The sequence below is a fragment of the Nonomuraea cavernae genome (assembly GCF_014646355.1).
GTDB lineage: Bacteria > Actinomycetota > Actinomycetes > Streptosporangiales > Streptosporangiaceae > Nonomuraea > Nonomuraea cavernae.
Genome location: NZ_BMNH01000022.1, coordinates 87375 through 111911, shown reverse-complemented (window position 1 = coordinate 111911; position 24537 = coordinate 87375). Strand labels below are relative to the sequence as shown.

Here is a 24537-nt window from a genome sequence, read left to right as displayed (position 1 = left end):
CCTACGTCGCTGGTTCCGCTGACCATCATGCCGGGACCTCAACCCCGGGTTCGTCCGCGGATTGTTCCGGAGTGGGGGTGGAGCTGGGGGTGGGCCGTGATGTCGGTGTGCTCGAAGGCGCAGGTGTCGAATTGCTAGGTGTGGGTGTCGGATCGGTGGTTTCGGGGCTGGATGGGGTGGGTGTCGGATCGGGGCCGCTTGGTGTCGGTGTGGGTGTTGGGGTTGGGGTTGGGGTCGGTGTGGGTGCCGGGTTTGAGGGTGCGGGGGTGCTGGGCGTGGGCTGGCTGGGCGTGGGGGCAGGGTTGGTCGGTGTGGGGCTGGGGGACGCAGGGGTGGTCGGTGTGGGGCTGGGGGACGCAGGGGTGGTCTCGGTGTCCCCGGTACCCGGGTCGGGAGGTGCGGGGTACACGGCACTGGGGTTGGGAGGTGCGGTGTAAACAGCACCAGGGTTGGGAGGTGCGGTGTAGGTGGCATGCGGTGCGGCGGATGTGGGGGTGGGTTCAGCGGACTTCCGGCTCTCCCGCTCCCGATCCTCCCGCTCCCGGCCCTCCTGGTCCCAGGTCCCCCGCTCCTGGTTGTCGTCCGACTGCTCCGGGACGGGGCGGCGTTCCTCGTACTCCTCCGGGGGGTACCAGCCGGTGCCGTTGGCGATCTTGCGCATTCGCTCCCAGAACGCGCGCGGGGACTCGCCCTCGATGCTGTGGTCCAGCATCTCGGTGAGCTCCGCGCCGATGGGGTACGGCAGGAGGGCCCGATTGGCGTCGCGGTCGGGGGAACGCTTGCCGAGCCCCCTGAGCTCTGCCATGTGGACGAGCAGGGCGAATCGGCCGGGACGCTGCTGAGGGGTCGCGGTCCGCACCTGGTTGAGCAGTTCCTGGAGCTCGATGGCCAGATAGACCTCCCTCCTGGTAAGGGTGCCGCCCGGAGCGCTGGGGACCGGCACGGGCTGGTCCTCGGGCACGCCCGACGCGGTGAGGATCGCGCTCACCATGCTGCCGGCCACGCTGCGCTCGAGCGCCGGCACAGGCCAGCCGAGGTCCACGGTCAACGTGTGCACCCCCTGGTCGGTGGTGAGCTCGAGCGACTGGCCCGTGGAGGTGGAATCCGCCCGCACCTCCACCGGTATCGACGTCCCATCGGGCAGCGTGACGTCGACCAGCGTGGAACCGTACCTGCTGGTCGTGGCCCCGAGGAGGGCGGCGGTGCGGGTGATGGCGGCGACGATGGCCGTGGCGGTGGGGTGCACGGTCCGGCCGGACAGCTCGTTGATGAGGTCCAGGTGCGCGGCCGGCAGCAGGCCCGCGCGGGCGGCGCTCACCTGCCTGGCCGTCGCGCCCTCGGTGCCGGGCGTCAGCCCCGCGTCTCTCAGTTCGGCACGGAGCCGGTCCTCGATGGCGCCGCGCTCAAAGGGTGAGGCCGCGGCGCGGGCCTCGATCAGCGCCCTGACGCGGACGAGCGTCGCGGCGTCGCCGCGCCGCAGGTCGGGGACGGAGCTCAGCGGCCCGGGGCGCAGCGCATGCCCGGCTTCCATGCCCATCTGGTCGGCGACGGCCTGCGCGATCAGCTCGGCGAGCCGCATCCGGACGCTCCCGCCGTCGGAGGGGGACACGGCGACGGAGAGCGCCCCCGGGCTCGACGCCCGCACCTCCACCGTGCCGGGGGGCAGGTCGGCCTCGGAGACCTCCAGGGTGAGCTGTCCGGCGGGCGAGGTGACGGTGAACGTGCTCGGCTGCCCGGCAGGTGTGGTCGCGGTCCTCGGGGAGCCGGTGGGCGCGATGGCCCCGACTCCGGACAGGTCCGCGAGCGTGCCGAGACCCGCCGCCGTCGTGGGCAGGGCGGCGACGGCGCCGGTGTGGAAGCCGGGGGTCGCCGACCGGCCGGTCGTCCACGGGAACGACGGAGGTGTGTGACCCAGAGTGCGGAGCCGGGCGTCCAGGGCCTGCAGCTCGTGCCGCCACTTGCGTGCCTCGTCCTCCCTCTCGGGGGTGGGGTCCAGGTCGTGGGCCGCCTTCGCGGCGGCCCACCTGCGCGCCAGGTGGCGGAACTCGTCGAAGTGGGCCGACACGCAATGGTCGTGGCCCACGATCGACTTCGCGCGGGAGATCAGGCGGCGCACCACGCTCGGCTGCGCCCTGGCGGCCATGGCCTGCCCGGCGTGTGAGATCTCGTGCAGCACCGCGCGGGCGAGCTGGTCGTTCGCGGTCCGGGCGGACACCACCATGCGGCCCGTCTTGGGGTCCGTCATGGCCACCCGGCCCGGCGGTACCTCGCCGACCTCGACCTGGAAGGTGAGTGTCCCCCACGCCTGGGTCTCCACCGTCAGCGTCGATCCAGACCAGGAGAGACCGAGCAGCTTCCCGCCGAAGTCGGAGATCCTCAGATCGCGTGCCGTCGCCTCCTTGAGCTCGTCGAGCGTCGCGTCCGGCAGGTGCGGCGCTCTGCCGTCGGCGATGAACGCGGAGCCGGCGACCTCCGGCGCGCCCACCCCGCCCGTCGAGCCCATGGAGCGGCCGCCGCTCGCGGTCTCGCCGACCAGGACGGGCCGCGACGGCCAGACCGTGGGCGCCTCCAGCGTGGCCAGGTCCACGCCCCGGGCGGCCAGTTCGGTGCGGATCCGGTCGGCGAAGGTGGCCTGGGTTCGGGGGTTGTCGAAGAGGTCGCGCAGGTCGAGGCCCGCTCGGTCGGCGAGCTCCACCAACGCGGGCGACAGGGTGGCGAACGCCTCCGCGAAGGCGCGGTTGGCGTCCTCGCTGCGCAGCGACCCGTCGGGGGAGATGTGGTAGGTGTACGTGCGGCCGTCCGGTCCGGTGACGTCGATGCTGATGTCCGTGCCCGAGCGGCTGGCCTTGATCCGGGCGTCCATCAGCGAGCCCCACGGCCTGGCCGGGTCCGCCTGCTCCGGCGGCGCCGTGCTGGTCTGTGGCCCCCAGGAGACCGCGGGTTCCGGGATGAGTTCCCATTCGGGACCGAGGGGAGCTCCGGCCTCCATGGCCGCTACCAGCGCCTCGTAGTCGGTTTCGGACATGATGGCGACCACCTCGCCCGTGGCGGCGCGGGGCAGGTGGATGGGCATCGCCTCGTACTTCGTCCCTTCAGGGGTGAGCGCCTGCCTGGTGAAGGTCAGGTCATAGTCCGTGGTGAGCTGGACGATGACCGCGTTGTCCCTCTCGAAGCGGCTCATCTCCCTGCGGTTGCCCCCGGCGTTCGCCCTGCTGACCGAGGACTGCTCACCGACGGAGACGCCGCCGTTCAGGCCGGAGGGGTCGGAGAGACCAAAACTCCCGCCGACCGGGAACGCCATACCGCCGCTGGACGACGAGCCGGTCAACCGCTGGAAACGATAGACCTGCCTGATCTCCACTCCTTGCAGGCCGCGGGCCAGGACCTGGAGGTTGGACTGCACCGCCTTGACCCAGACGTCCACCTCGCGATTGCGCAGTCCGATCACGGGAAGCCGGATCGGGTGGCCGCGCTCGCCGGTCATCCGCTCGAACAGAGCGGTGGTCGCCATCTCCGACAGCTGGTTGCGCAGCTCCACGTCGAGCACCTCGACCGCCTCACCGAACAGCCGCGGGTTCCTGAGCGCTTCGCTGATCCTCTGGTACAGGTCAGTCTTGACCGAGTTGGCCATGAAGCTGTGGATCGTAGGCACCTGCCGGGGGTCGAAGGTCCTGCCCGGCTCCGCGGGCTGAGTCCCCACGGGCCTGGTCAGCCCGGTCTGGATCCACCGGTCCATGTGGCCGGTGAGCTCGACGGTGACCTTCCCCGCAGGCTCCTCCAGCGGGGTGAGCCCGACCGCGCGTGCCTGCTGACGGGTCCGCTCAACCTCGATCACGAGCTTCATCCGTTGCTGGACCAGGTCCATGCCGTTGAAAACGGCGTAGCCCTGGAGCCCGGTGTCCTGCTCGCTGAAAGAACCGCTGCTGGAGAGGCTGCGATCGGTATTGCCGCCGGGGCTGTGGCCGTGCCCCTCGCCGGAGACGTCGATGCCGGCGTGCACCGAGTTGGACGCCCAGCGAGTCTCCGACCTGCCCTGCTCCTTGTAGGTGTAGGCCTGGATGATGTTGCCGACTTCGTCCGTGGTCTCGAGCAGTTCCGCCGACGTGTCGAGCTCGGCCCTGTCGGTGAGCTCGGCCCTGCCGGTGAACTCGGCCCGGACCGTCACCACGACCTTGTCTCGTCGGCCGAGCTCGTCGTAGGGGGTGTAGTAGCGCAGCGGCGGCAGGCCGTCCGCGCTGAAGATGTTGTCGATCGGCCCCCACCAGCGCGTCCCCCCAAAGATCTTGCGGAGGCTGTCCGCTATCACCCGGTCCTGGAGGACGTCCGGAGCGACCGCCTCGATGGCGTCGCGGACGGCGTTGAGCAGCTCGATGTCCGTGCCTTCGCGTGCCAGGCGGATGTCCTCGATGAGGGTGATTCCTATCGATTTCATCAACCACCGAGGGATTTCCACCTCACGCGGGATAGCGATCAGTTCGGTGGCCCTGGTCAGGAAGTCGTCCACCTTCGTCAGCGTGGATCCGGCGTTCACGACCGTCTTCAGCCCGCCGATCAGCACGGCCGGCGTATGCCTGGCCGCCAGCGGGATCCAGTCCGTGGACTGTGACAACTCGGACAGGTAGCGCTTGACGAGTGGTACGGCCACGCTACGGTCAAGCCGCAAGGTGCGGTCGAGGAACCGTTCGACCACGTCCGCCACCTGGTACAGAGGCAGATCGAGGCTCCCCTTGGCGTACATGCGCAGGGCGACACGCTCCGGCACCGTGTAGAGCATGGTCCCGTCGACCGTCCTGGTGACCTGCGTTCCGTCCCCCTCCACTCCGGTGAGGTCCAGTTCGATATCGGTCAGGAACTCGTACTGCTTGCCCAGCCCGATCCCGAGCCGTTCCATGCCGTAGATGGACAGGTCGTACTGCGATCGTGACTCCCCGCCGGAGTGGCCGGCGCCGACCTTGCCGCCTTCCCCGGAGCCGTCGGCGTCCTGGAGATTCGCACCCGCCGAGCCTTCGACCTTTCCGCCGGACGATCGGCCGGCCGTGACGCCCATGCTGTACAGCGTGAGGTTGATGTCGCCTTTGACGTTGTTGTTCGCACCCAGGAACACCATCTTCCCCACTCTGACCTGTACGGAGATCGACGCCTTGGTCGGCGCGGCGCCCTGGGGTCTGATCACAAGCTCCGTGCCATATGGGGTGCGAAGCATCTCCGGGTGGGCGATGAGGCTGCGGACGTTGAGAAACTCGGCGAGATGATGGAAGGCGGGTGAGTCCGGACGTGCTGCTCGCGGAAGCAGCTCCCGGGCCACGTCCAGGAGGTTTGGCACGTCCATGTGCTGGATCGTCGCGTACCGCATTATCTCGTCGGGGGTCGGCGTCGGCGCGGACGGCGGAGGCAGGGGCCGTTCCGTGCCGTCCTCGGGAAGGGAGTCACTGGAGATCAGCAGCCGGGCACTCCCGTCCACGCTTGCCAGCTGCTCCACGTCGCCGTTGGCATGGAGCAACTCGACCCGGGCGGTGTGCGGGATGTCGAAGATCGCCAGGGGGACGGTGGCCTCGTTGAGCTGCACCCCGTTGATCGTGAGACCGATGGTGTGGGAGAGGGTGCGCGAATAGTCACGGCCGCCGCCCACGCCGGCGTTGGGGCTGACTCCCTCCTGCCCCTTGGGCACTTGATGGTTGGCGCCGTAACCCAGGCCGCCTGACACGTTCTCACTGCGTGCGTGCGACCACACGTTGGTGTCGGAGCCGATGTCCAGGTTGACGTCGGCGTATGCCGTGGTGATGCCCCCGAACTTGGATCTCGGCCTGCCATGCTCGTCGGTGAAGTGCTGGTTGAGTGTGACACGGAGCGTGAGGTGCCGTGGCGCCCGCCCACTGCGCAGGGTTATCAGGTCGATCATGATGCCGTCCTGCGCGGCCTGGTCGTAGCCGCTCTGCAGGCGGTGCTTGACCAGCTGATCGGCGATCTCGCGCTCGTTGACCATCTGGCTCCACCGTTCCAGCAGATCGGAGGAGTAGATCGGCTCTCCGGTCTCGGGATCGAGCGGGGCCAGCACGCCCATGGCGCGCAGCTTGTCCTCGGTCTCCTTCCGGAGCCGGTCGGCGTCGTCGATGCCCCGGACGAGCGCGGGGCCCGCGCCGCGCAGCTTGCCGGGTTCGTTGCCGTAGAAGCTCGGCAGCTCGCCCTTGCGGCCCTTCGGAGGCTTGGGATCAGGGTCGTCGCGATGCACCACCGTGCCGTCCTCGCGGACCTCAACGGCCTTCTGGGCGACGGGCAGGCCGTACCAGTAGGCGTCCGACTCCGCGAATCGGAACAGTCCGCCGCCTTCGCCTCTGATCGGGCCGAGCTGCTTGTCGGCATCGATCAGGTGAGCCGTGACCTCGTAGTCGAACTCCAGCGCCACACCCTGGGTGTAACCGGTGTACCGCTGGACGCTCGGGTGGTAGGTGACGCCGTTCACGCTCAGCCCGTCGGCGGCGGAGGCGCCGGCGGAGCCCCGGAAGTTCGGCCCCGACGCGACCGTGTACTCGTCGTCGCCGCGAACGGCGTCGAGCTCCGGCACCACCCTGAGGCCGAGCGAGCCGCCCACGCCCCCGGATCGGCTGAACGACTGGTTGCCCGTGGCACTGGTGACCCCGACGCGCAGCCGCTCCTGCCAGTGCGAGCGGCTGGGCGCGCCGACGGGCTCTGCCGTGTCCACCCGGGGCACGGCCCGGAACGACAACTGGGCGAACGGGCGGCCGTTCACGTGGATGATCCGGGGGACACCCTGTGGATCGTTCACCGCGTGTTCCATGCGGCTGTAGAAGTCGTCGACGAAGGCGGTCAGGACCTGCTGGCGGGCGACGCTGCCCGGCGGGAAGTTCTTCTCGCCCAGAGCCTTCATCGTGTCCTCGGCGAGCTTGAGCATCCCGGTCAGGCCGAGGACGACGTGTTCGGGGAACTCCTGCCGGCGCTGGTCCGCGGGCAGCCGCAACGGGTTCATCGGCGGGCTGTCCATGTACGCGTGCGACACGTAAGCTCGCAGGCTGCCGACGTCGTCGTGGTAGCCGTGGTCTACGACGGCCTCGGGCGACCAGCCGTCCCTGGACGAGGTGCGGGCCTGGACACTCCATCGGGCCCTGCCGTCATACTGGACCGACTCGCCCCGGTTGTCCTCGACCGCGCCGTCCAGCGCGAAATCGGTGGCGTTGCCGGTCACCGAGCTCGTGAAGCCTGTGTTGTACGTGGCGCTCATTTCCAGATGCTCAAGGAACTTCTTGAGCTGGCTGTCGGGCAGCGCCGCGATCAACGGGTCCAGCCTGAGACCCGCATTGGCGCCGCGGTTGGCGTTGGCCGTGGCGCCGATGGTCTGGCCGCCCTGCGGAAGCACGCCTTGCATGATCTCGGAGGCGATCTTGCCGGGGTCGAGCACCTCCACGAGGTCGGTGACCGACAGCTTGATCAGGATCTCGCCGGGCACGTCGCGCCCCACCCGGATCAACGCGCCGTCGGCCGACAGGACCCGGCTGAACTCCGTGGACAACCTGCGGCCCAGCTCGGCGGGGGTGAAGATCTCGTCGATGCCGCGCTCCTGGAGCAGGTCGTTGACCGTCTCGGTGAGCCTGTTCAGATGCGGCAGCCGGCCCGCCGGGACGAAGCTGGGCAGGGCCGCCAGCGAGGGCAGCGCCGCGGTCAGTGCCAGCTGGAAGTCGTCCAGCCAGCTCTTGGCCTGCACTGCCAGCGGGGCGGCCTGGGCGGCCGAGGCGCCCCGTTCGAGCTCGGCCAGCAACAGCTCGTACGCCTTCCGCGCGTAGTCCGCGTACTCGCCTGCCGTGTCGTACGCCTCCGCGATGCGCCGGTGCCGTTCGAGCATGATGCGTTCGTTGGCCTCGTTGACTCTCGCCTTCCGTGCGCGTTCCGGCGCGCCATGATCCTTCTGCCCATCGGCTGTGTGGGCCTGTTCCGCCGCCACCTTGGCCGCCGCCTTGGCCGCTGCCTGGCTCGCCTCCTTGGCGTTGTACCGTGCCTCCAATCCGGCGATGGTCTCGGTGAGCGAATCGACGGTTCGGCGGACGTACGCGACCAGGTCGGCGTGCGGTGTGGTCACAGGGGGCGGCGCGGCGGCGCTGCCGCTCGACCACGGCGGCAGGGGCGGCGACTGGCCGCGGTCACGCAGGTCGGCGAGCAACTGGTCGATCTCGTGCGCCCAGCGCTGCTTCTCGTCCATGGAGCCGGCCGCGCGCCACTTCCTGGTCAGGAAGCGGAATTCGTTGAGCCGCGGCGCGACGCACTCGTCGACGCCCTCGACGGGACGTGTCCTCGACAGCCAGCGCCGCACCGTGCCCTGCTCCGACCGCGTCGCCGCGGCCGCTCGCGTCTGGCCGCCGTGTGAGATCTCGTGCACCACCGCCCGGTACAGGGACTCGTTCGACGCGCGCGGCGCGATCTTGATGACGATCGGGTCGGTGACCGAGCCCGTGCGGATCTCCGACTCGGCCACGTTGTCGCCGCTGACGCCGCCGATCCTGATCCGGTAGTGCAGGGTGCCGTGCGTGCGGGTCTCGACCAGCATCGTGGTGGAGGACGGGTCCGCCCAGGTCAGGCTCAGCACCTCGCCGCCGAAGTCCGTCAGGTCGAGATCCGTCGTGATCGCCGCCCGGATCTCCGTGTCCGTCACCGCGCCGTGGTGCGCGGGACGCCGGCGCTGAGGCTGGAACAGCGAGTTCTCGATCTGCTGCGCGGGCACGGTCCGCGGGCCGCCGGTCTCGGGGGCGGGGGAGGGGGAGGTGGCCTGCTGCGTGCCGAGAGCCGCCAGCCGGTCCATGATCTCCTGGGCCGCGATGTCGTAGAAGCCCGCGCGGACGGCGGCGTCGGGACCGAGAGCCCTGGCAGACAACCGGCTGGCGACCTGCTCCGCGTGCTCCACGTCGTCGTTCCAGGCGCGGCTGTGGTCGGCGGCGTCGGGCGCGGTGCCCGGATCGGCGTCGGCGAGCTGATCGAGGCCCTCAAGGGCGCCCTCGGTCGCCGGCCTGCCGCCCGCGATCGCGATCTCGGCGCCCAGGGCGGCCGCCGCCTCCGCCACCAGCTGCTTCGCGGTCGCGCCGTTCGCGGCTCGCGACGTCAGCCGCTCCTCGGTACGTCGCAGCGCCTCCGGTGACAGACTGACCGACCGTCCCCTGGCATCGGTGAGGAAGACGCCGCCGTCCTGCAGCGGGATCGCATGGGGAAAGGCCAGGCGCTGCGCCTCCGTGACGGCTGCCTGGGCCATCACGGCCGACAGCGTGTTGGGCGCCGTCGGCGCCGTGGTGCCGCCGGCCGTCGTGGTACTGCCGGCGGAGGTCGTGGGCTGGGCGGCCGGGTCGGGCGCCGCGTTGACCGGGGCCTGCGGCGCCATACCCGGATCGGGCGGTGCCCAGGGGGAAGGCTGGGCGGTGGCTTGGTCCGGCGGGATGCTCGGTGCGGTCTGGGGGCTCTCCGTGGTGTGGGGGTTGGCTGTGGTCTGTCCGTCCTGGCCTGGCTGGAGGTTCTCGGTGAGCTGGACGGGCCGAGGGTTCTCCGTGGGCTGGACGAGCGGGGCGTTCTCCGTGCCGCGAGGCGGCCAGACCTGCTGATCCTGACGCGCGGTCTGATCCGGTTGCGCGGTCTGCGCCGGCCGGGCGCTGGGGGCGGGCTTGGCCGGGTCCGGCTGCGTGGCCGGGTCGGGTGCCGGCTGCGGGCCCGACTGAACACTCGGCGTCGCCGGCTGGGCCGGAGTGCGCGCGGTGGGAGCGGCCTGCGTGGCCGCCGCGTCCGGCTGCTGGCCGGGCTGGAGTTGCGGTCCGGTCTGGCGGGGCACCGAGCCGGGCGCCTGAGGGGCGGCCGGGGCGGGGGTCGGCGAGGCGGACGGGACCGGAAGGCCGGCCGGGGTCACCCCCACAGGCGTCACACCCGCCGGCGACGGCGTGGAGGGGGTGGGGCCGGTGGCTGGGGCGGGACGGTTGGCCATGGCCTGGTCGACCGCCCTGGCCACGTCGGTGCGGTTCGCCGCGTCGGTGGCCTGGGCGAGCGCCGCGCTCGGGTTGGACAGGGCCAGGGCCACGTCGGGGTTGAACGGGCTGATCGTCCCGGTACGGCCGACACCGCCCATGAACCCGCCGACGAACGCGTCCGTGCCCGGCATCGCCACCTGCCCGTACACCAGCGCGTTGGCCGCCAGGCTGCCGACCGGTGAGGCGATCGTGTTGTTGAGACCGGTGCTCATGGCCCGGCCGGGGAAGCGGAGAAGGGCGTTGCTGAAGCCGGGCGAGTCACCGGCCATCCGGTTCAGCTGTGAGATGCCCGGGATCGAGTCGGCGAGTCTGGAGGTCCGGTTGGCGAGCCTCATGCCGACGTCCGCGCCGAAGAGCGCGCCGACGGCCGCGGCCGCCATTTTCCTCCAGTCCGTCCCCTCCCGAGTGCCCATCTTCCGCTGCTCTTCCTGGGATTTGTAGTCGATGTAGACCTCTTCGCCGACCTCTTCGACCCGTTCGCGGGCTATCGGCGAGGCGACCAACCGGGAGAGGCCGGCCAGGGCGGTCACCCGGCCCACCGATGACGCGACGAAGCCTCGTCCGGCGTTGATGGCGAGCAGTTCCAGGATGCGGGCGACGGCCCTGCGAGCCGCGGCGGCGTACGGGCCCACCAGCCAGGCGGTGGAGCCCGCTGAGAAGAAGGCGGCCAGCAGCGCGATGAACGCGGCGATGAGGGCGATGTAGAAGGCCACATTGATCGAGATCTTCGAGTATTGAGTCTCCCGGGCGAAGGCGTCGATCTGCCGGTAGTAGCCGTCGGACTGTTTCGCCAGCGCGCCGGCTCCCGTGTTCTCCCCGAACAGCTGGGTGACCTGCCTGAGGTAGCCGGGTGTCGCGGGCGCCTGCCAGCCGGAGAGGACCAGCTTGACCGACTGCGCCGTCGGATCGAAGGCGGTGACCATGGCGTTCATCGTCCGCTCGTGGGGCTTGGCCATCGCCCACAGGCCGCTCTCACTGGCCTTCGGCCAGGACTGCCCGGAGGCCAGCAGGGGGATCAGGACGTAGTTGACCCAGTCAGGGAAGGACTCGGTCTCCCAGACGGGCCGGATGTCGGTGGACGACGTCCCACCTTCTCCAGCGGACGGCAGGCCGCCAGAGGTGCTGGTGTTGACGTCTACGGGCCCGCCGGCCATGTCCCCCCCGGGTTCTTGTCACCTGCCGGTTTCCGCTCGCCGCCCGATGGGCGGTCCGGCAGGTGTCAGATCTCGGTGAGCAACCTGTTGATGCGCGCCGCCTCTGCCTGGTCGGTGGCGACCGAGTTGCTGATGGTGAGGTGCAGGGTCGAGCCCGCCTGGACGATCTGGTCGATGATCTCGCGTCCGGATCTGACCATCTGCAGGGGGCCGCCGCTCCGCATGAGCGCCGCCTGGAACTGCAAGCCCTCCATTCCCTGTCCCCAGGGAGCGGCCGACATGTGGTCCTCGATCTCGGAGGCTGCCGAGTCCCATTCCTTCTTCAGGACGCCGGCCATGTCTTTCCAGACGCCGATGCCCGCGGCCACGGTCCGTTCGCTGAAGCGCACCCCGTTGTGCATGAGATCACGTCATCCCTTCCCGGTCATCCGGTCTGCCAGCTGCCGCATCGCGGTCTCGACGTCGCCTTCGATATGGGCTTCCATCTGGTCGGGCGGGATCAGGGGGGCGAAGATCTCCACGACGCGTTCACGCGCCTTGGCGGCGGCGCGGCCGACGGTCTCGGTGATCGTGTCGGCCAGTTGCCGGGAGTCGGGGCGGCGGTAGATGCGAGGGTCGAGGTCCAGCCGGATCAGCTCTCCGCGCGCGCCCACGGTGGCCGAGACCAGGGCATCGGCCGACGTCTCCGTCACGCGTACGGCGCGCGCCTGCGCGTGCAGCTCCAGCGCCTCGTCCTGCATCCGCATGAACGTGGTGCGCAGCTCCTCCGCGTAGGCTTGCATGCCCGCGGCCTCAGCCGACCCGAACTCCACGTTCACCCCGATACGCACAGGTAACATCGCCCACTTTGAGCAAGATTTTCCATAAATTTCACATTGGGCACAAGAGGTGAACAGAAAGAACTTCTAGCACAGAAGAGATTCCACGTGCTCATGTAGGTCGACGACCTCGGCGAGCGAGACCCGGCAACGGTGGACACCCCGCTCGACCCGCTCCAGCTCCAGCCGCCTGGCGACCGTGACCCGTCCGCCGATGTATTCGAGCAGCAACTCGTCGTCGATCCCGCCCACCACCTGGAACGGCTCACCACGCCACACGCAGACCGTAGTGACGAAGACGGCCTCCTCGCACGCGTCGGCCCGGACGGGCCGTACGAAACACCCTGGTTCCACCTCTTCGAACCCCTCGGCGGGCACCGGGCTGCGCAGTCGCATCCACAGACCGTCGGGACGCGGGTCAGGGTTGGCCGCGTACTCCACGCCCTGCCAGCGGGCCCGGTAGCCGTACCAGGTCATACGACATCCTCGCGAGGCACGACATGCACCAGCAGCCATCGTCCGGCATCGCCGTCATAGACGGCGCGCCGCCGCTCGACCCCCTCCGGCGTGAGCTCGACGATCACGGCGCCGTGCGTCAGCCCCACTCCGTCGATCTTGTATTCGCGGATCACCTGGTTGACGTTCGGCACGAGCCCCAGGCCGATGAAGGGCGGCTCCTCCACCACCCAGCCGGCCACCGCCGCCATGGTGTCCTCGTCCACCCCGCCGTACGGCGTGCGATAGAGGGCGGGCCCGGCGGCATGCCAGCGCAGGATGTTGACCGATCCGTCGTCCGTCACCACGTCGGGCTCACCCAGGGCTTCGGCCAGCACGGAGGGGGTGGCGATGTGCGCGACGTCCAGCGCGTGGTGGCAGTAGCCGGACACCCGCGCCTCGCCGTCCACCAGGAGAGCGTGGATGGCGGACGGCCGCAGCAGTTTCTGGACGACCGGCAGCCCCGATCCGGGGTCGAGGACGAGATCCTGCGCCATGGACGGGACCGCGAGCCTGGCGACCGTCCCCGATTCGAGCGGGAAGGCGACCGGGAGCCCAGGGTTGACCGCCAGGCCCCAGTGCGGATCCGGCCAGCCGGCGGCGAGCTCCGCGAGCGAGGTGACCCGGTACGTGGTGACGCCGGTGACAGCCCGCATCGCCTCGACCGAGGTGAAGGCCGCCACCCAGGTGCGCTCGTCATCGGTCACGGTCGCCCACGCGGGCCGCTCCAGCCCGGCCGCCGCTTCGGCGCTGATCGGCAGCGCGAAGTCGGCCTCGCGTAACAGGGACAGACAGCGGGCCAGGTCTCCGGCCGCGTGCGCGGCTTCCAGCTCTTCCTCGAACGGACTTCTCGCCCCCCACCCCTCCATGCGTGCACCCTACGACCGCCCGCTGAGGACGTGATCTCGGAGGGGGTCGGCAAGACTCGCGCGGGAGCGCGAGGTGGTTCGAGGCACCTGTACGGCGCTAGGGTGGCTAGAACGCCATTCTAGACCGCTGGGGAGCATGTCGTTCAAGCACATCCGGGTCTCCGACCTCATCCTCGTCGACCACGGCGGCAAGGTCGTCGAGGGCCGCCACCCCGTCAACGAGTGCGCAACCACGGCCTCCTGACGGTCGGCGACTCGGTGGACGCGGCGGCCTGGTGGTTCATCACCATGGAGCGCTCGGCCCAGGTGCAGCTCGTGGCCAAGGCGGCGGGCCAGGTCATCCCGATCGAACCGGCCAACGCCGCCCTCACCCACCGGCAGATCGGCAACGACCTGGTCGGCTGGATCAACTACCAGCCCCTGCACGACCAGATCACCCGCGAACAACCCGACCTCTTCGAGTGACCGGTCAGCCCACGGGCCGGCGGAAGGTGTGGCGGTAGGCGAGCGGCGACACGCCCACGGCCGAGTGCAGGTGCTGGCGCAGGGAGACCGCGGTGCCGAAGCCCGCGCGGCGGGCCACCTGGTCCACCGGCAGGTCGGTCGTCTCCAGCAGATGGCGGGCGCGCTCGACCCGCTGCCGGATGAGCCAGCGGGCCGGGCTCAGGCCGGTCTCCTCGCGGAAGCGCCTGGTGAAGGTGCGCACGCTCATGTTGGCGTGCTCGGCCAGGGCCGCCAGGTCCAGCGGGGCGTCGAGGTTGGCCAGCATCCAGTCGCGGGTGGCGGCCGTGCCGGTGTCGGTGGACGGAGGGAGCGGGCGCTCGATGTACTGGGCCTGACCGCCCTCCCGCCACGGGGGCATGACGCAGCGGCGCGCCGCCCGGTTGGCCACCTCGCTGCCGTGGTCGCGCCTGACCACGTGGAAGCACAGGTCGAGGCCGGCCGCCACGCCCGCCGAGGTGAGAACGTCGCCGTCGTCGACGAACAGGACGTCGGGATCGAGCCTGACCTTGGGGAACAACCTCCTGAAGTGGTCGGCGTCGCGCCAGTGGGTGGTGGCCGGGCGGCCGTCGAGCAGGCCGGCGGCGGCCAGCACGTACGCGCCGGTGCAGATCGACATCACCCGCGGGCGGCCCTGGAGCGCGGCGGCCAGGGTGTCGTTGATCGTGCCGTTCAGCAGCGCGCGCCCCGCGTGGATGCCCGGCACCAGCACGGTGTCGGCGGTGTCGAGCACGTCGAGGTCGTGGTCGGGCAGCACGGTGTAGCCCGCCGAGCAGCGTACGGGCGCGCGGCCGGGTGAGCAGGTCACCACCTCGTAGAGCTTCTCGCCCGCGGCCGACTCCGCCGCCCAGAACACCTGCCCCGGCACGCCCAGGTCGAGCGGGGCGAAGTGGTCGAGGACGACGACCGCGATCCGATGGGCCATGGCCGGATTCTTTCAGATGTTGGCTACCCGGTCACTCGCCCGCGCACCCGGTGGAGCCTCACGATGGTCCCCATGACCTTGAGCGCCACCCGCCGCCGCGTGCGCCTGCACCGAGCCTGGTTCGTCGCGGCCGTCGCCTTCGTGGCCATCCTGGGCGCGGCCGGCTTCCGCGCCACCCCGGGCGTGCTGATCAACCCGCTCCACGCGGAGTTCGGCTGGAGCACGGGCACGATCTCGCTGGCCGTGTCGATCAACCTGGTGCTCTACGGGCTGACCGCCCCCTTCGCCGCCGCTCTGATGGACCGCTTCGGCATGCGCCGCGTCGTCACGCTGGCGCTGCTGCTGGTGGCCGCGGGCAGCGGGCTGACCGTGCTCATGACCGCGAGCTGGCACCTGCTGCTGCTCTGGGGCGTGCTGGTCGGGCTCGGCACCGGCTCGATGGCGCTGGTGTTCGTGGCCACGGTCACCGACCGCTGGTTCGTACGGCACCGCGGGCTCGTCACCGGCGTGCTGACCGCGGCCGGCGCCACCGGCCAGCTCATCTTCCTGCCCGTGCTGGCCTGGCTGGCCGAGGGCCCCGGCTGGCGGGTCGCCTCGCTGACCGTGGCGGCGGCCGCGCTGGCCGTGGCGCCGTTCGTGTGGTGGCTGCTGCGCGACCGTCCCGAGGACGTGGGCACCACCGCGCTCGGAGCCGAGCCTGGCGCGAGCCGTCCCGAACCCAGCACCGCCAACGCGGCCGTCAGGGCGGTCACGGTGCTCAGGTCGGCGGCGCGAACCCGCCCGTTCTGGTATCTCGTGGGCGGCTTCGCCATCTGCGGCGCCAGCACCAACGGCCTGGTCGGCACCCACTTCATCCCGGCCGCGCACGACCACGGCATGGCGGAGCCGATGGCGGCCGGACTGCTCGCGATCATCGGGATCTTCGACATCGCCGGCACGATCGCCTCCGGGTGGCTCAGCGACCGGATCGACCCCAGGGTGTTGCTCGCCGTCTACTACGGGCTGCGCGGGGTGTCGCTGATGATCCTGCCCAGCCTGTTCGCGGCCACCGCCGAGCCCAGCATGCTGATCTTCATCGTGTTCTACGGGCTCGACTGGGTGGCGACCGTGCCCCCGACGGTGGCGCTGTGCCGGCGGATCTACGGCGCCGACGGGGCCGTGGTGTTCGGCTGGGTGTTCGGCTCGCACCAGGTGGGCGCCGCGATCGCGGCCTTCGGCGCCGGGCTCACCCGTGACCATCTGGGTGCCTACGACCTCGCGTGGTATGGCTCCGGCCTGCTCTGCCTCCTGGCCACCGGCATGTCCCTGGCGATCAGGCATGCTGGACGGCGATGAACGACTCCCAGCCGAACGACTCCCACCCACACGACTCCCACCCACACGACTCCCACCCACACGACTCCCACCCACACGACTCCCACCCACACGACTCTTACGCGAACGACGCCGAGCTGATGGTCCTGCCCCTGGTCGTCAGGATCGAGAGGGCCGAGCCCCCCGAACGCGCCGACGCGCTCGAAGCGGCGGCCAAGGCCGTGCTGAGCCTCCTCGACGACCCGGGCGAGTGGGCCGCCGAGCTGGCGGCCTGGCAGTCCACCGGCAAGATCCGCAAGGTGGTCCGCAGGGCCCGGGGCGCCGAGTGGCGCCGGGCGGTCGCGCTGCCCGGCCGTACGATCGGGCACCGCACCGCCGAGGTGCGCGTGCACCCGCCCGTGCCGCTCGACGACTGGCCGCGCGACCTCGCGCGGCTGCAGGTGTCCGGCACCGAGCTGACCGACACGCGCGACCTGCCGCCGGCGCGGGAGCCGATCCTGTGGGCCAATCCGGGCCTCGCCATGTCGGCGGGCAAGGCGATGGCCCAGGCCGGGCACGCCGCGCAGCTCGCCTGGTGGGCCAGCGACCGCTCCGAACGCGACGCCTGGCGGGAGGCCGGCCTGCCGGTGTCGGTGCGCACCGCCGCGCCGGCCGACTTCGCGGCGAAGGTCGCGGCGGGCCTGCCCGTGGTGCGCGACGCCGGGTTCACCGAGATCGAGCCGGGCTCGTGCACGTTCGTCGCGGAGGCCCCCTGGCTGTACGGGCGCGTCCGCCGATGAACCGCTGATCGGAGTCACTGGGCGTCCGCCGGTGAGTCCCGCTACGGGGCCATCGGGCGCGCCCACCGGTGGCGGCGGATCCGGAGCTCCACCTGTTCGGTACAGGCCTGATGACACTTCGGCTGCTTCATGAGCGGAATGGCGGGATTTGTCGTACGCTCCCGTCGTGCTCGATGGGGATGACGGGACCGTGGGTTCCGATGTGAAGACGGCAGACAGATCGGGACTCCCCGCCTCTTCGCCAAGGCGCTCCCGCATCGGCGATCTGCCGATGCGGGTGATTTACCGCGGGTGCGCCGTGGTCGCCGCGGTGGCGGTCGCCGCCGTGGGGCTCGTGTTCGTGCTCCCGTCGCGGTCGGACGAGGTCGTCGCAGGGCAGATCGCCGCGCCATCTGCCGTGCCGGCCTCGTCCGGTCCCGCGCCCTCGCCCAGCCCGCCGGCCTCGCCCTCCGCGTCCCCGTCTCCCTCGCCGACCGAGTCGCTCGCCGCGGCCACTCCCCGGCCGACGCCGACGCCGGGTACCTCGCTGGCCCCGGGCTACACGGCCATGGAAGCCCTGTACGCCGACATCCGGGTGCCCAGGCTGCCGGCCAGGCCCAAACGCCTCGCGCTCCGGGCGCCCGGCAAGCGTGTGATCGAGGACACCCGGTCGGGGCTCGCCGTGCCCAGGCTGGGCGGGCAGTGGAAGAGGCACGGAGCGGCGCCGTTCACCACCAAGCAGGTGCTGCCGATCAAGCGCGGCTCGACCCGGCGCGGTGTCTTCGTCACCTGCCCGCTGCCCATCGAGGAGCAGGCCGAGCCGCGCGACACCGCGTTGCTCGCCGCCCGCTGGACCCTCAACCACCACCCCAAGGGCGCCAAGATCAGCTGGATCGCCTCGCAGCCGGTAAAGGGCGGTTGGATGCTGGTTTACCAGGTCAAGTACGGCAAGCGCAGCGCGCGCTCGGCGGTCGCCGTAGTTGACGGGGGAATGGCGAAACCTGGTTTGGCGTTTGCTTCGGTGCCGGACACGCAACGCAGTCGATGGGCCGACGTCACCCGCGCGGCCTCGGGAGTGCGTGTCCTCAAGTAGAGGCTTGCTCATGCGGTGATGTGGGGGAAGAACGCCGTGGAACGCACTGGATCGCCACAGGCCCCGGACCAGGATCGGTCCAAGCCGCCCTGGCGCTCCGAAGGACTGCCGGGCACTCCCGGTGGCCGACGCAAGATGAACTGGTGGCGGTTCGCCGCCACCCTGCTCGTCGTCTACGCGGCGTTCTTCCTGGTGTCGTCGTTCTTCGACAGCCGCCAGGTCGAGACGATCTCCTACACCGAGTTCACCTCGCAGGTCAACGCGAAGAACGTCAAGGAGATCTACGCCACCGGCCTGTCGGTCGAGGGTGACCTGCGCAACGCCGCCAAGGACCCCGACAGCGGCAACAAGGACTACACGCAGTTCCGCACCGAGATCCCCGCCTTCGCCAACACCGAGCAGCTCTCGCAGCGGCTCGACACGGCCGGCGTGGAGATCAAGGCCGAGCCGATCGGCGGCCGCGGCTTCGTCGTCAATCTGCTGCTCTCGTTGCTGCCCGTGGCGCTGCTGGCCGGGCTCTGGATCTGGGTCATGCGCCGCGGCGCCGGCATGATGGGCGGCGGCGGCCTGGGCGGCCTCGGCAAGTCCAAGGCGGCCAAGCCGGTCGAGGCCGGCCAGGTACGCGTCACCTTCGACGACGTGGCCGGCATCGACGAGGTGGAGAACGAGCTCGTCGAGATCGTCGACTACCTCAAGGACCCCGGCAAGTACCGCAAGCTCGGCGCCAAGCTGCCCAAGGGCGTGCTGCTCGCCGGACCTCCCGGCACCGGCAAGACGCTGCTGGCCCGGGCCGTGGCCGGCGAGGCCGGCGTGCCGTACTTCTCGGCGAGCGCGTCCGAGTTCATCGAGATGATCGTCGGAGTCGGCGCGTCCCGGGTACGCGACCTGTTCGAGGAGGCGCGCAAGGTGGCGCCCTCGATCGTGTTCATCGACGAGATCGACGCCATCGGCCGGGCCCGCGGCGGCGCCGGCGGCATCGGCGGCCACGACGAGCGCGAGCAGACCCTGAACCAGATCCTCACCGAGATGGACGGTTTCTCCGGCGCCGAGGGCGTCATCGTCATCGGCGCCACCAACCGCCCCGAGATCCTCGACCCGGCTCTGCTCAGGCCCGGCCGCTTCGACCGTACGGTCCAGGTGGGGCTGCCCGACGCCGCGGGCCGCGCCGCGATCCTCGAGGTGCACACCAGGGGGGTCCCGCTCGACGGGAGCGTCAGCCTCGGCGGGCTCGCCAAGATCACGCCTGGTATGACCGGCGCCGACCTGGCCAACCTGGTCAACGAGGCGGCACTGCTGGCCGCCAAGCGGGGCAAGGAGAAGGTCACCGACCTCGACTTCGCCGACGCCCTGGAGAAGCTGCAACTCGGCGCGGCGCGCAGCATCGTGATGCCGGAGGAGGAGCGCAACAGGACCGCCTACCACGAGGCGGGCCACGCGCTGCTCGGCATGCTGCAGCCCGGCGCCGACCCGGTGCGGAAGATCTCGATCATTCCGCGCGGACGCGCGCTCGGTGTCACGCTCTCCACCCCCGACACCGACCGCTACGCCTACGACGAGGAGTACCTCCGCGGGCGCATCGCCGGCGCGCTCGGCGGGATGGCCGCCGAGCAGGTCGTGTTCGGCGTGGTCACCACCGGCTCCGAGAGCGACCTGGAGCAGGTGTCGATGATCGCCCGCGGCATGGTGGGCCGATGGGGGATGTCGCAGAAGATCGGCCCCCTGACCATCCTGCCCTCCGACGGCCAGCAGCCCCAGGCCTCGCCCGCGACCCTTGCGATGGTCGACGAGGAGGCCCGCCGGATCGTGGACGAGTGCTACGAGCGCGCCATCGACGTGCTGACCCGCAATCGCGTCAAGCTCGACGCGATCGTGGAGGCCCTGCTGGAGCACGAGACGCTCGACGAGATCGGCGCGTACACGGCGGCGGGTCTCAGTGAGCTCAGGGTCGCGCAGGCTTAGCTTTCCCGAGACTTAGGGCAAGTCGGGATATAGCTGGGTTTAGCGTGGGGAAAGTCTCCCGGAAGGATGGACGGGGGACTGCCATGACTCTGAACGACGAGCTTCTCGCCGGGCTGGGAGATCCCGGCCTGGAGCAGATCGCCGGGATGCTGGGCACCGACGTGGCGACCGCGCGGACCGTTCTCCAGGCGGTGTCGGGCACCATCGTCGGCGGCCTGGTCCGCAACGTCGAGGACCCCGACGGTGCCGAGGCCCTGCGAGGCGCGTTGGACGAGCACATCGACGCCGATCCGTTCAACGGCGACATCGCCTCCCTGACGCGCGACGGGCAGAGCATCCTCGGCCATGTGCTCGGCGGCCAAGGCACCGAGCAGGCCGCGGCCGGGCTCGCCCGTCTCGCCGACGTCGACACGGGCATCCTCACGAAGCTGCTGCCCCTGATCGCCCCCATGATCATGTCGCTGCTGGCCGACCGCGCGAGCGAGCGGGACCTGGACGCCGCCGCCGTCGCCGCGGAACTCGTCCGCGAGCAGTCGACCCTGCCCGGCGAGCTCGGCGAGGTGCTCGCCGGAATGCTGGCCGGGATCTTCGGCGAGACGGTGCCCCAGCAGGCCCGCACGCAGGGGGATTGGTGACCGGTAAGCTGGAGCGGTGATCGTTCTCGCCTCGGCTTCTCCCGCCCGTCTCGCCCTGCTGCGCGGTGCCGGTCTCGACCCCAAGGTGATCGTGAGCGGGGTCGACGAGGAGTCCTTCTCCGCCTACTCGCCCGCGGCGCTCAGCCTCGACCTCGCCAAGGCCAAGGCGTCCGCGGTGGCGGGCGGGCTGGACGAGGGGCTGGTCATCGGTTGTGACTCCATCCTGGAGCTCGACGGCCGCCCCTACGGCAAGCCGGCCACCAACGAGGAGGCCGCGGAGCGCTGGCGCGTCCTGCGCGGCCGGACGGGCCGCCTGGTCACCGGTCACTGCGTCATCGACGTGGCCGCGGGCCGGCAGGCGGCCGAGGTGGCCACCACCGTGATCCACTTCGGCCAGCCGTCCGATGACGAGATCGCCGCCTACACCGCCACCGGTGAGCCGCTCGGCCTGGCCGGCGCGTTCAGCATCGAGGGGCGCGGCGGATGGTTCGTCGACGGCATCGACGGTGACCACGGCAATGTGCTCGGCATCTCACTGCCCCTCACCCGGCGGCTGTTCGAGGAGCTGGGCTACACGGTGACGTCGTTCTGGCGCTAGCCTGCCGGGCATGCGATCTGTGCGCGATTTCCTGGCCGGCGTGGGGTTCTTCTTCCAAGGTGTCGGCTGGGTCGCCCGCAATGGGCGATGGTGGCTGTTCGGGCTGATCCCCGCGCTGATCGCGTTCGCCGTCTACGTGGTGGCGCTCGTCTTCCTCGGCACCAACGCCACCGATTTGGCCGAGTTCCTGACCCCGTTCGCCGACACGTGGGGGTGGCGTGACACCTTCCGGGCGATGGTGGGCGTCGCGCTCTTCCTGGGCGGCCTGGCACTGGCGGTGCTGACCTTCACGGCGCTGACCCTGGCCATCGGCGAGCCGTTCTACGAGAAGCTGTCCGGCACCGTCGACCCGGTCGACGGGGATGAGGAGCAGCCCTGGTGGCGCACCCTGCCGCGGTCGATCAAGGACAGTCTGGTGACGCTGGGCTTCGTGCTGATGTTCACCGTCCCGCTGTTCTTCCTCGGGTTCATCCCGGTGGTGGGGCAGACGGTGGTGCCGGTGCTGGGCGCGGCCATCTCCGGGTTCTTCCTCACGGTGGAGCTGACCACGCTGGCGCTGGAGCGGCGCGGGATGGCCCGCAAGCAGCGGTTCGCCCTGTTGAGAGGCAGCAAGCCGGCCGCGCTGGGGTTCGGCGTCGCGGTGTTCGTGCTGTTCCTGGTGCCCTTCGTGGCGGTCCTGGCGATGCCCGCCGCGGTGGCGGGCGCCGCCCTGCTCGTCCGCACCCGGCTGGCCCCGGGCGCCGAGGCTCCCCGGGTCCACACCTGACCTTCCATGAGGCTCCGCCCGTCGGGATCCGGCCTTGGGCGAGACGCCGCTCTTGGGCCTGACGCTCCGTAGGGCTCTGCCTGTTGGGCATGCACGTTCGGCGAGACGCTGCCCGTCGGGCCTGACGTTCCGGGGGCGATCCCGTTCGCGGCCTGCTCACGTTCAAAGTCTGACGCTCGCGGGGCGATCCCGATCGTGGCCTGCTCGCGTTCGAAGTCTGACGCCCGCGGGTGGTCGTCCACAGGCGGAGGGCGGACCTCGCCGGTCATCCACAGAACGAGTTTCGGCAGCTCGGAGACTTCGGCGGTCCGGCACCCTCATGCCTCATGACGACCAACACCTCCGCGCCCAGCCTCACCCTGGCCGGTCCGGCCGACATCCTGGCCGCGGTCCCCTACCTGGTGGGCTTCCACCCCGCCGACAGCCTCATCGTGATCGGGCTCGCCCGCGGCCAGGTCAAGGTGGCCGCCAGGTGGGGCCTTCCGTTCCCGCCCGGCACGCTGGCGCCGCTCCCCCAGCTGTGCGAGCGCGAGGGCATCACGCGGATCATCGTGGTCGGTTACGGCCCGGGAGAGCGGGTGACCTCGGCCGTCGACGAGGCCAGGGCGTTCGCCGCCAAGGCCGGGGTGCAGGTCGATGAGGCGCTCCGGGCCCACGACGGGCGCTACTGGTCCTATGTCTGCGACGTCGCCCACTGCTGCCCGCCGGGCGGCACGCCGTTCGACCCCGTCGCCAGCCCGATCGCGGCCGAGGCGACGGTGCACGGCATGGTCGCCCTGCCCGACCGGCGGACTCTCGAAGACACGATCGCCCCCGTCACCGGCCCGGTGCGGATGGCGATGCGCCGGGCGACCGCCGAGGCGGTCGCCGGATTTCGCGCCGGGTTCGCCGCCGCCGCCGACCCCGACGCGTTCGCCCGGGAGTTCGTCGCCCGCGGGCTCGTGCGAGTCCGCGCGGCGCTGGCCGTCCACGCCGCCGGCGGGCGCGTCGACGACGCAGAGGCGGCCCGGCTGGGCCTTGACCTGGCCGTGGTCAGAGTGCGAGACGAAGCCTGGACCCTGATGGAAGACGGTCACGTCGGTCTGTGGAAAGACGTCATGCGCAGACTGGAGCCCGGGTTCGTGCCGCCCGCCGCGTCACTGTTCGCCATGGGCTCCTGGCGGTCGGGTGACTGCGTCCTCGCCACCATCGCCCTCGAACGCGTGCTGGCCACCCATCCGGGCTACTCCATGGCCAACCTGCTCATGCACGCCCTGCGCAACCTGCTGTCGCCGGGCATGCTCCGCGGTCGGATGCCCACTCCGGCCGACCTCGACACCGCCATGGGGGCGGCCCGCGCGAGCTGGCTCTTCCCCTTGCTCGACGTGCTCGACGGCGAGGAGCAGGCGGCGTCCGCGCTGACGGCCGAGGCTGGTCAGAGCCCGCCGTCCTCGCGGCGGCGGCGCTCGTTGTAGGCGCGCATCCGCTGCGGATAGCCGGTGAGCTGGACGTCGTACACCGGTAATGCCAGGTCACGGGCTACTTTGTGGATCACTGCGGGGGACCCGACCCTTCGCCGGGTCCATTCGCCGTCGTCGGCCACGGCGACGGCGGTGGTGTCGGTGGCGAACGTCTCGGGCTCGACGTAGAACTCCACGCCACGCCGTGACCGGGCGAAGGCGATGAGCGCTTCAATGTCGGCGTCCGTCGCCTCCCTGTCGAACTTCGCGATCTTGGGGCCGCGCAGACGCCGGATACCGTAGCGGTCTCGCCATCTCATGAGTCCTTTTTATACCGCCAAAGTGCCGCGCGCGTCGGGGGAGATCTAAGGGACACATCCGGGATCCTCCCGATGGCCACGCCGTCTCGCCAGGATGCAGTATGGAAATGACTGTTTTCGATCTGAGGAGAGGCATGGCTGTGATGGCTGGGGTACCCACATCCCCGGGCCCGGGACAGGTGCCGCCGGCCCACCTGCGCGTCACCGACCAGGACCGCGAGCACGTGGTGGAGCATGTCAAAGCCGCCTACGCCGAGGGGCGCTTCGACAAGCTCGAGTTCGACGATCGGCTCGATCGAGCGATGACGGCCCGTACCCACGGTGACCTGATGCCCATCATGACCGAGCTCTACGGCACCCATCCGGTTCCCCCGCACCGCCCGATGCCCGCGCCGATCCGTCCCCAGACGGTCCCGAACAGCAACGAGCTCCTCGTCGCCTCGGCGGCCCATCTGCTGATGCTCGTCGGCATCCCGATCGCCGGCCCGTTGATTCTCATGCTCACGGGCGGCAAGACCTCGCCCTACATCCGGCGGCACGCGGTCGAGGCGCTCAACTTCCAGCTCACCGTGCTCGGCGCGACGATCCTGCTGTCGCTGACGATCATCGGCCTCGTGGTCGTCCCGGTGCTCTGGATGGGTGGCTTCGTCCTGTCCGTGATCGGCGGCATCTCGGCACTCTCGGAGAAGCGGTGGTTCGACTACCCGCTGACGATTCGCCTGGTCAAATAAGCCCCTTCTCGCCGGTCGATGACCAAGGAGGCCGACGTCCCGCTGCGGGTTGCCGTCTGTGACGCGGATGTCCCGCTGCGGGTTGCCGTTTGTAATGCCGATGCCCCGCTGAGGGGTGCCGTCTCTGACGCCGTCGGCCGGGCGCGGGCCAC

The 24537-nt window shown here is 70.8% G+C and carries 17 protein-coding genes; 10 read left to right on the top strand and 7 right to left on the bottom strand.

Annotated features, from left to right (window positions below; all coding sequences use genetic code 11):
• Positions 1–25: 25 nt before the first annotated feature.
• The 5 genes from IEY82_RS28285 to IEY82_RS28265 all read right to left on the bottom strand — a co-directional run bounded on the left by IEY82_RS28285 (position 26) and on the right by IEY82_RS28265 (position 13346).
• Positions 26–11164, bottom strand: coding sequence for a WXG100-like domain-containing protein (locus tag IEY82_RS28285; RefSeq protein ID WP_189127279.1), 11139 nt, complete (start codon positions 11162–11164; stop codon positions 26–28).
• A 65-nt stretch (positions 11165–11229) separates the two neighbouring features.
• Positions 11230–11565: a hypothetical protein gene (locus IEY82_RS28280; RefSeq protein ID WP_189127278.1), complete on the bottom strand. Its 336-nt coding sequence runs from the start codon at positions 11563–11565 to the stop codon at positions 11230–11232.
• 9 nt (positions 11566–11574) lie between these two features.
• Positions 11575–12003 carry a YbaB/EbfC family nucleoid-associated protein gene (locus tag IEY82_RS28275; protein ID WP_189127277.1) on the bottom strand — a complete coding sequence of 143 codons (429 nt, stop codon included), beginning with the start codon at positions 12001–12003 and terminating at the stop codon, positions 11575–11577.
• 66 nt (positions 12004–12069) lie between these two features.
• On the bottom strand, positions 12070–12459 hold the full coding sequence (locus tag IEY82_RS28270; protein WP_189127276.1) for a UCP033725 family protein: 390 nt from the start codon (positions 12457–12459) through the stop codon (positions 12070–12072).
• On the bottom strand, positions 12456–13346 hold the full coding sequence (locus IEY82_RS28265) for an SseB family protein (RefSeq protein WP_189127275.1): 891 nt from the start codon (positions 13344–13346) through the stop codon (positions 12456–12458). Before IEY82_RS28265 ends, IEY82_RS28270 begins: the two co-directional genes overlap by 4 nt.
• Before the next feature lie 222 nt (positions 13347–13568).
• On the opposite strand from IEY82_RS28265, the gene IEY82_RS28260 reads away from it, so the two are divergent.
• The gene (locus tag IEY82_RS28260; RefSeq protein WP_225263939.1) at positions 13569–13811 is read left to right on the top strand and encodes a class II aldolase/adducin family protein; all 243 of its coding nucleotides are present in this window, start codon (positions 13569–13571) and stop codon (positions 13809–13811) included.
• A 4-nt stretch (positions 13812–13815) separates the two neighbouring features.
• On the opposite strand, the gene IEY82_RS28255 is transcribed toward IEY82_RS28260, so the two are convergent.
• The gene (locus tag IEY82_RS28255; protein ID WP_189127274.1) at positions 13816–14772 is read right to left on the bottom strand and encodes a GlxA family transcriptional regulator; all 957 of its coding nucleotides are present in this window, start codon (positions 14770–14772) and stop codon (positions 13816–13818) included.
• Positions 14773–14844: 72 nt separating this feature from the next.
• Between IEY82_RS28255 and IEY82_RS28250 the strand changes: the two genes are divergently transcribed.
• From IEY82_RS28250 to IEY82_RS28215, 8 genes are all read left to right on the top strand, one after another.
• Positions 14845–16107, top strand: coding sequence for an MFS transporter (locus IEY82_RS28250; protein ID WP_189127273.1), 1263 nt, complete (start codon positions 14845–14847; stop codon positions 16105–16107).
• Positions 16104–16865 carry a peptidyl-tRNA hydrolase gene (locus IEY82_RS28245; RefSeq protein WP_225263937.1) on the top strand — a complete coding sequence of 254 codons (762 nt, stop codon included), beginning with the start codon at positions 16104–16106 and terminating at the stop codon, positions 16863–16865. The genes IEY82_RS28250 and IEY82_RS28245 overlap by 4 nt, the downstream gene beginning before the upstream one ends.
• 271 nt (positions 16866–17136) lie before the next feature.
• Entirely contained in the window at positions 17137–17937 is an 801-nt protein-coding gene (locus IEY82_RS28240) for a hypothetical protein (RefSeq protein ID WP_189127272.1), read from the top strand.
• 36 nt (positions 17938–17973) lie between these two features.
• Entirely contained in the window at positions 17974–19896 is a 1923-nt protein-coding gene (gene ftsH / locus IEY82_RS28235) for an ATP-dependent zinc metalloprotease FtsH (RefSeq protein ID WP_308425877.1), read from the top strand.
• A gap of 83 nt (positions 19897–19979) precedes the next feature.
• Positions 19980–20531, top strand: a complete 552-nt coding sequence (locus IEY82_RS28230) for a DUF937 domain-containing protein (RefSeq protein ID WP_189127271.1) — start codon at positions 19980–19982, stop codon at positions 20529–20531.
• 16 nt (positions 20532–20547) lie between these two features.
• Positions 20548–21129 (top strand): Maf family protein, encoded by a 582-nt coding sequence (locus IEY82_RS28225; RefSeq protein WP_189127270.1) that lies wholly within the window; start codon positions 20548–20550, stop codon positions 21127–21129.
• Between the two features lie 10 nt (positions 21130–21139).
• Positions 21140–21895 (top strand): EI24 domain-containing protein, encoded by a 756-nt coding sequence (locus IEY82_RS28220; protein WP_189127269.1) that lies wholly within the window; start codon positions 21140–21142, stop codon positions 21893–21895.
• 326 nt (positions 21896–22221) lie between these two features.
• Positions 22222–23349 carry a DUF4192 domain-containing protein gene (locus tag IEY82_RS28215; RefSeq protein ID WP_189127268.1) on the top strand — a complete coding sequence of 376 codons (1128 nt, stop codon included), beginning with the start codon at positions 22222–22224 and terminating at the stop codon, positions 23347–23349.
• On the opposite strand, the gene IEY82_RS28210 is transcribed toward IEY82_RS28215, so the two are convergent.
• A complete protein-coding gene (locus IEY82_RS28210) occupies positions 23310–23654 on the bottom strand; it encodes a hypothetical protein (protein ID WP_189127267.1) in 345 nt (114 codons plus the stop codon). The genes IEY82_RS28215 and IEY82_RS28210 overlap by 40 nt on opposite strands.
• 134 nt (positions 23655–23788) lie before the next feature.
• On the opposite strand from IEY82_RS28210, the gene IEY82_RS28205 reads away from it, so the two are divergent.
• A complete protein-coding gene (locus IEY82_RS28205; RefSeq protein ID WP_189127266.1) occupies positions 23789–24385 on the top strand; it encodes a DUF1707 and DUF4870 domain-containing protein in 597 nt (198 codons plus the stop codon).
• Positions 24386–24537: the final 152 nt, after the last annotated feature.

Bases quoted from the DNA above. Each gene is read 5' to 3' on its own strand.
- IEY82_RS28220 (WP_189127269.1), top strand. From the start codon at position 21,140: ATGCGATCTGTGCGCGATTTCCTGGCCGGCGTGGGGTTCTTCTTCCAA.
- IEY82_RS28265 (WP_189127275.1), bottom strand. From the start codon at position 13,346: ATGGAGGGGTGGGGGGCGAGAAGTCCGTTCGAGGAAGAGCTGGAAGCC.
- IEY82_RS28250 (WP_189127273.1), top strand. From the start codon at position 14,845: ATGACCTTGAGCGCCACCCGCCGCCGCGTGCGCCTGCACCGAGCCTGG.
- IEY82_RS28230 (WP_189127271.1), top strand. From the start codon at position 19,980: ATGACTCTGAACGACGAGCTTCTCGCCGGGCTGGGAGATCCCGGCCTG.
- IEY82_RS28245 (WP_225263937.1), top strand. From the start codon at position 16,104: ATGAACGACTCCCAGCCGAACGACTCCCACCCACACGACTCCCACCCA.
- IEY82_RS28205 (WP_189127266.1), top strand. From the start codon at position 23,789: ATGGCTGTGATGGCTGGGGTACCCACATCCCCGGGCCCGGGACAGGTG.
- IEY82_RS28280 (WP_189127278.1), bottom strand. From the start codon at position 11,565: ATGCACAACGGGGTGCGCTTCAGCGAACGGACCGTGGCCGCGGGCATC.
- IEY82_RS28210 (WP_189127267.1), bottom strand. From the start codon at position 23,654: ATGAGATGGCGAGACCGCTACGGTATCCGGCGTCTGCGCGGCCCCAAG.
- IEY82_RS28275 (WP_189127277.1), bottom strand. From the start codon at position 12,003: ATGTTACCTGTGCGTATCGGGGTGAACGTGGAGTTCGGGTCGGCTGAG.
- IEY82_RS28285 (WP_189127279.1), bottom strand. From the start codon at position 11,164: ATGGCCGGCGGGCCCGTAGACGTCAACACCAGCACCTCTGGCGGCCTG.
- IEY82_RS28255 (WP_189127274.1), bottom strand. From the start codon at position 14,772: ATGGCCCATCGGATCGCGGTCGTCGTCCTCGACCACTTCGCCCCGCTC.
- IEY82_RS28215 (WP_189127268.1), top strand. From the start codon at position 22,222: ATGACGACCAACACCTCCGCGCCCAGCCTCACCCTGGCCGGTCCGGCC.
- IEY82_RS28270 (WP_189127276.1), bottom strand. From the start codon at position 12,459: ATGACCTGGTACGGCTACCGGGCCCGCTGGCAGGGCGTGGAGTACGCG.
- IEY82_RS28240 (WP_189127272.1), top strand. From the start codon at position 17,137: ATGCGGGTGATTTACCGCGGGTGCGCCGTGGTCGCCGCGGTGGCGGTC.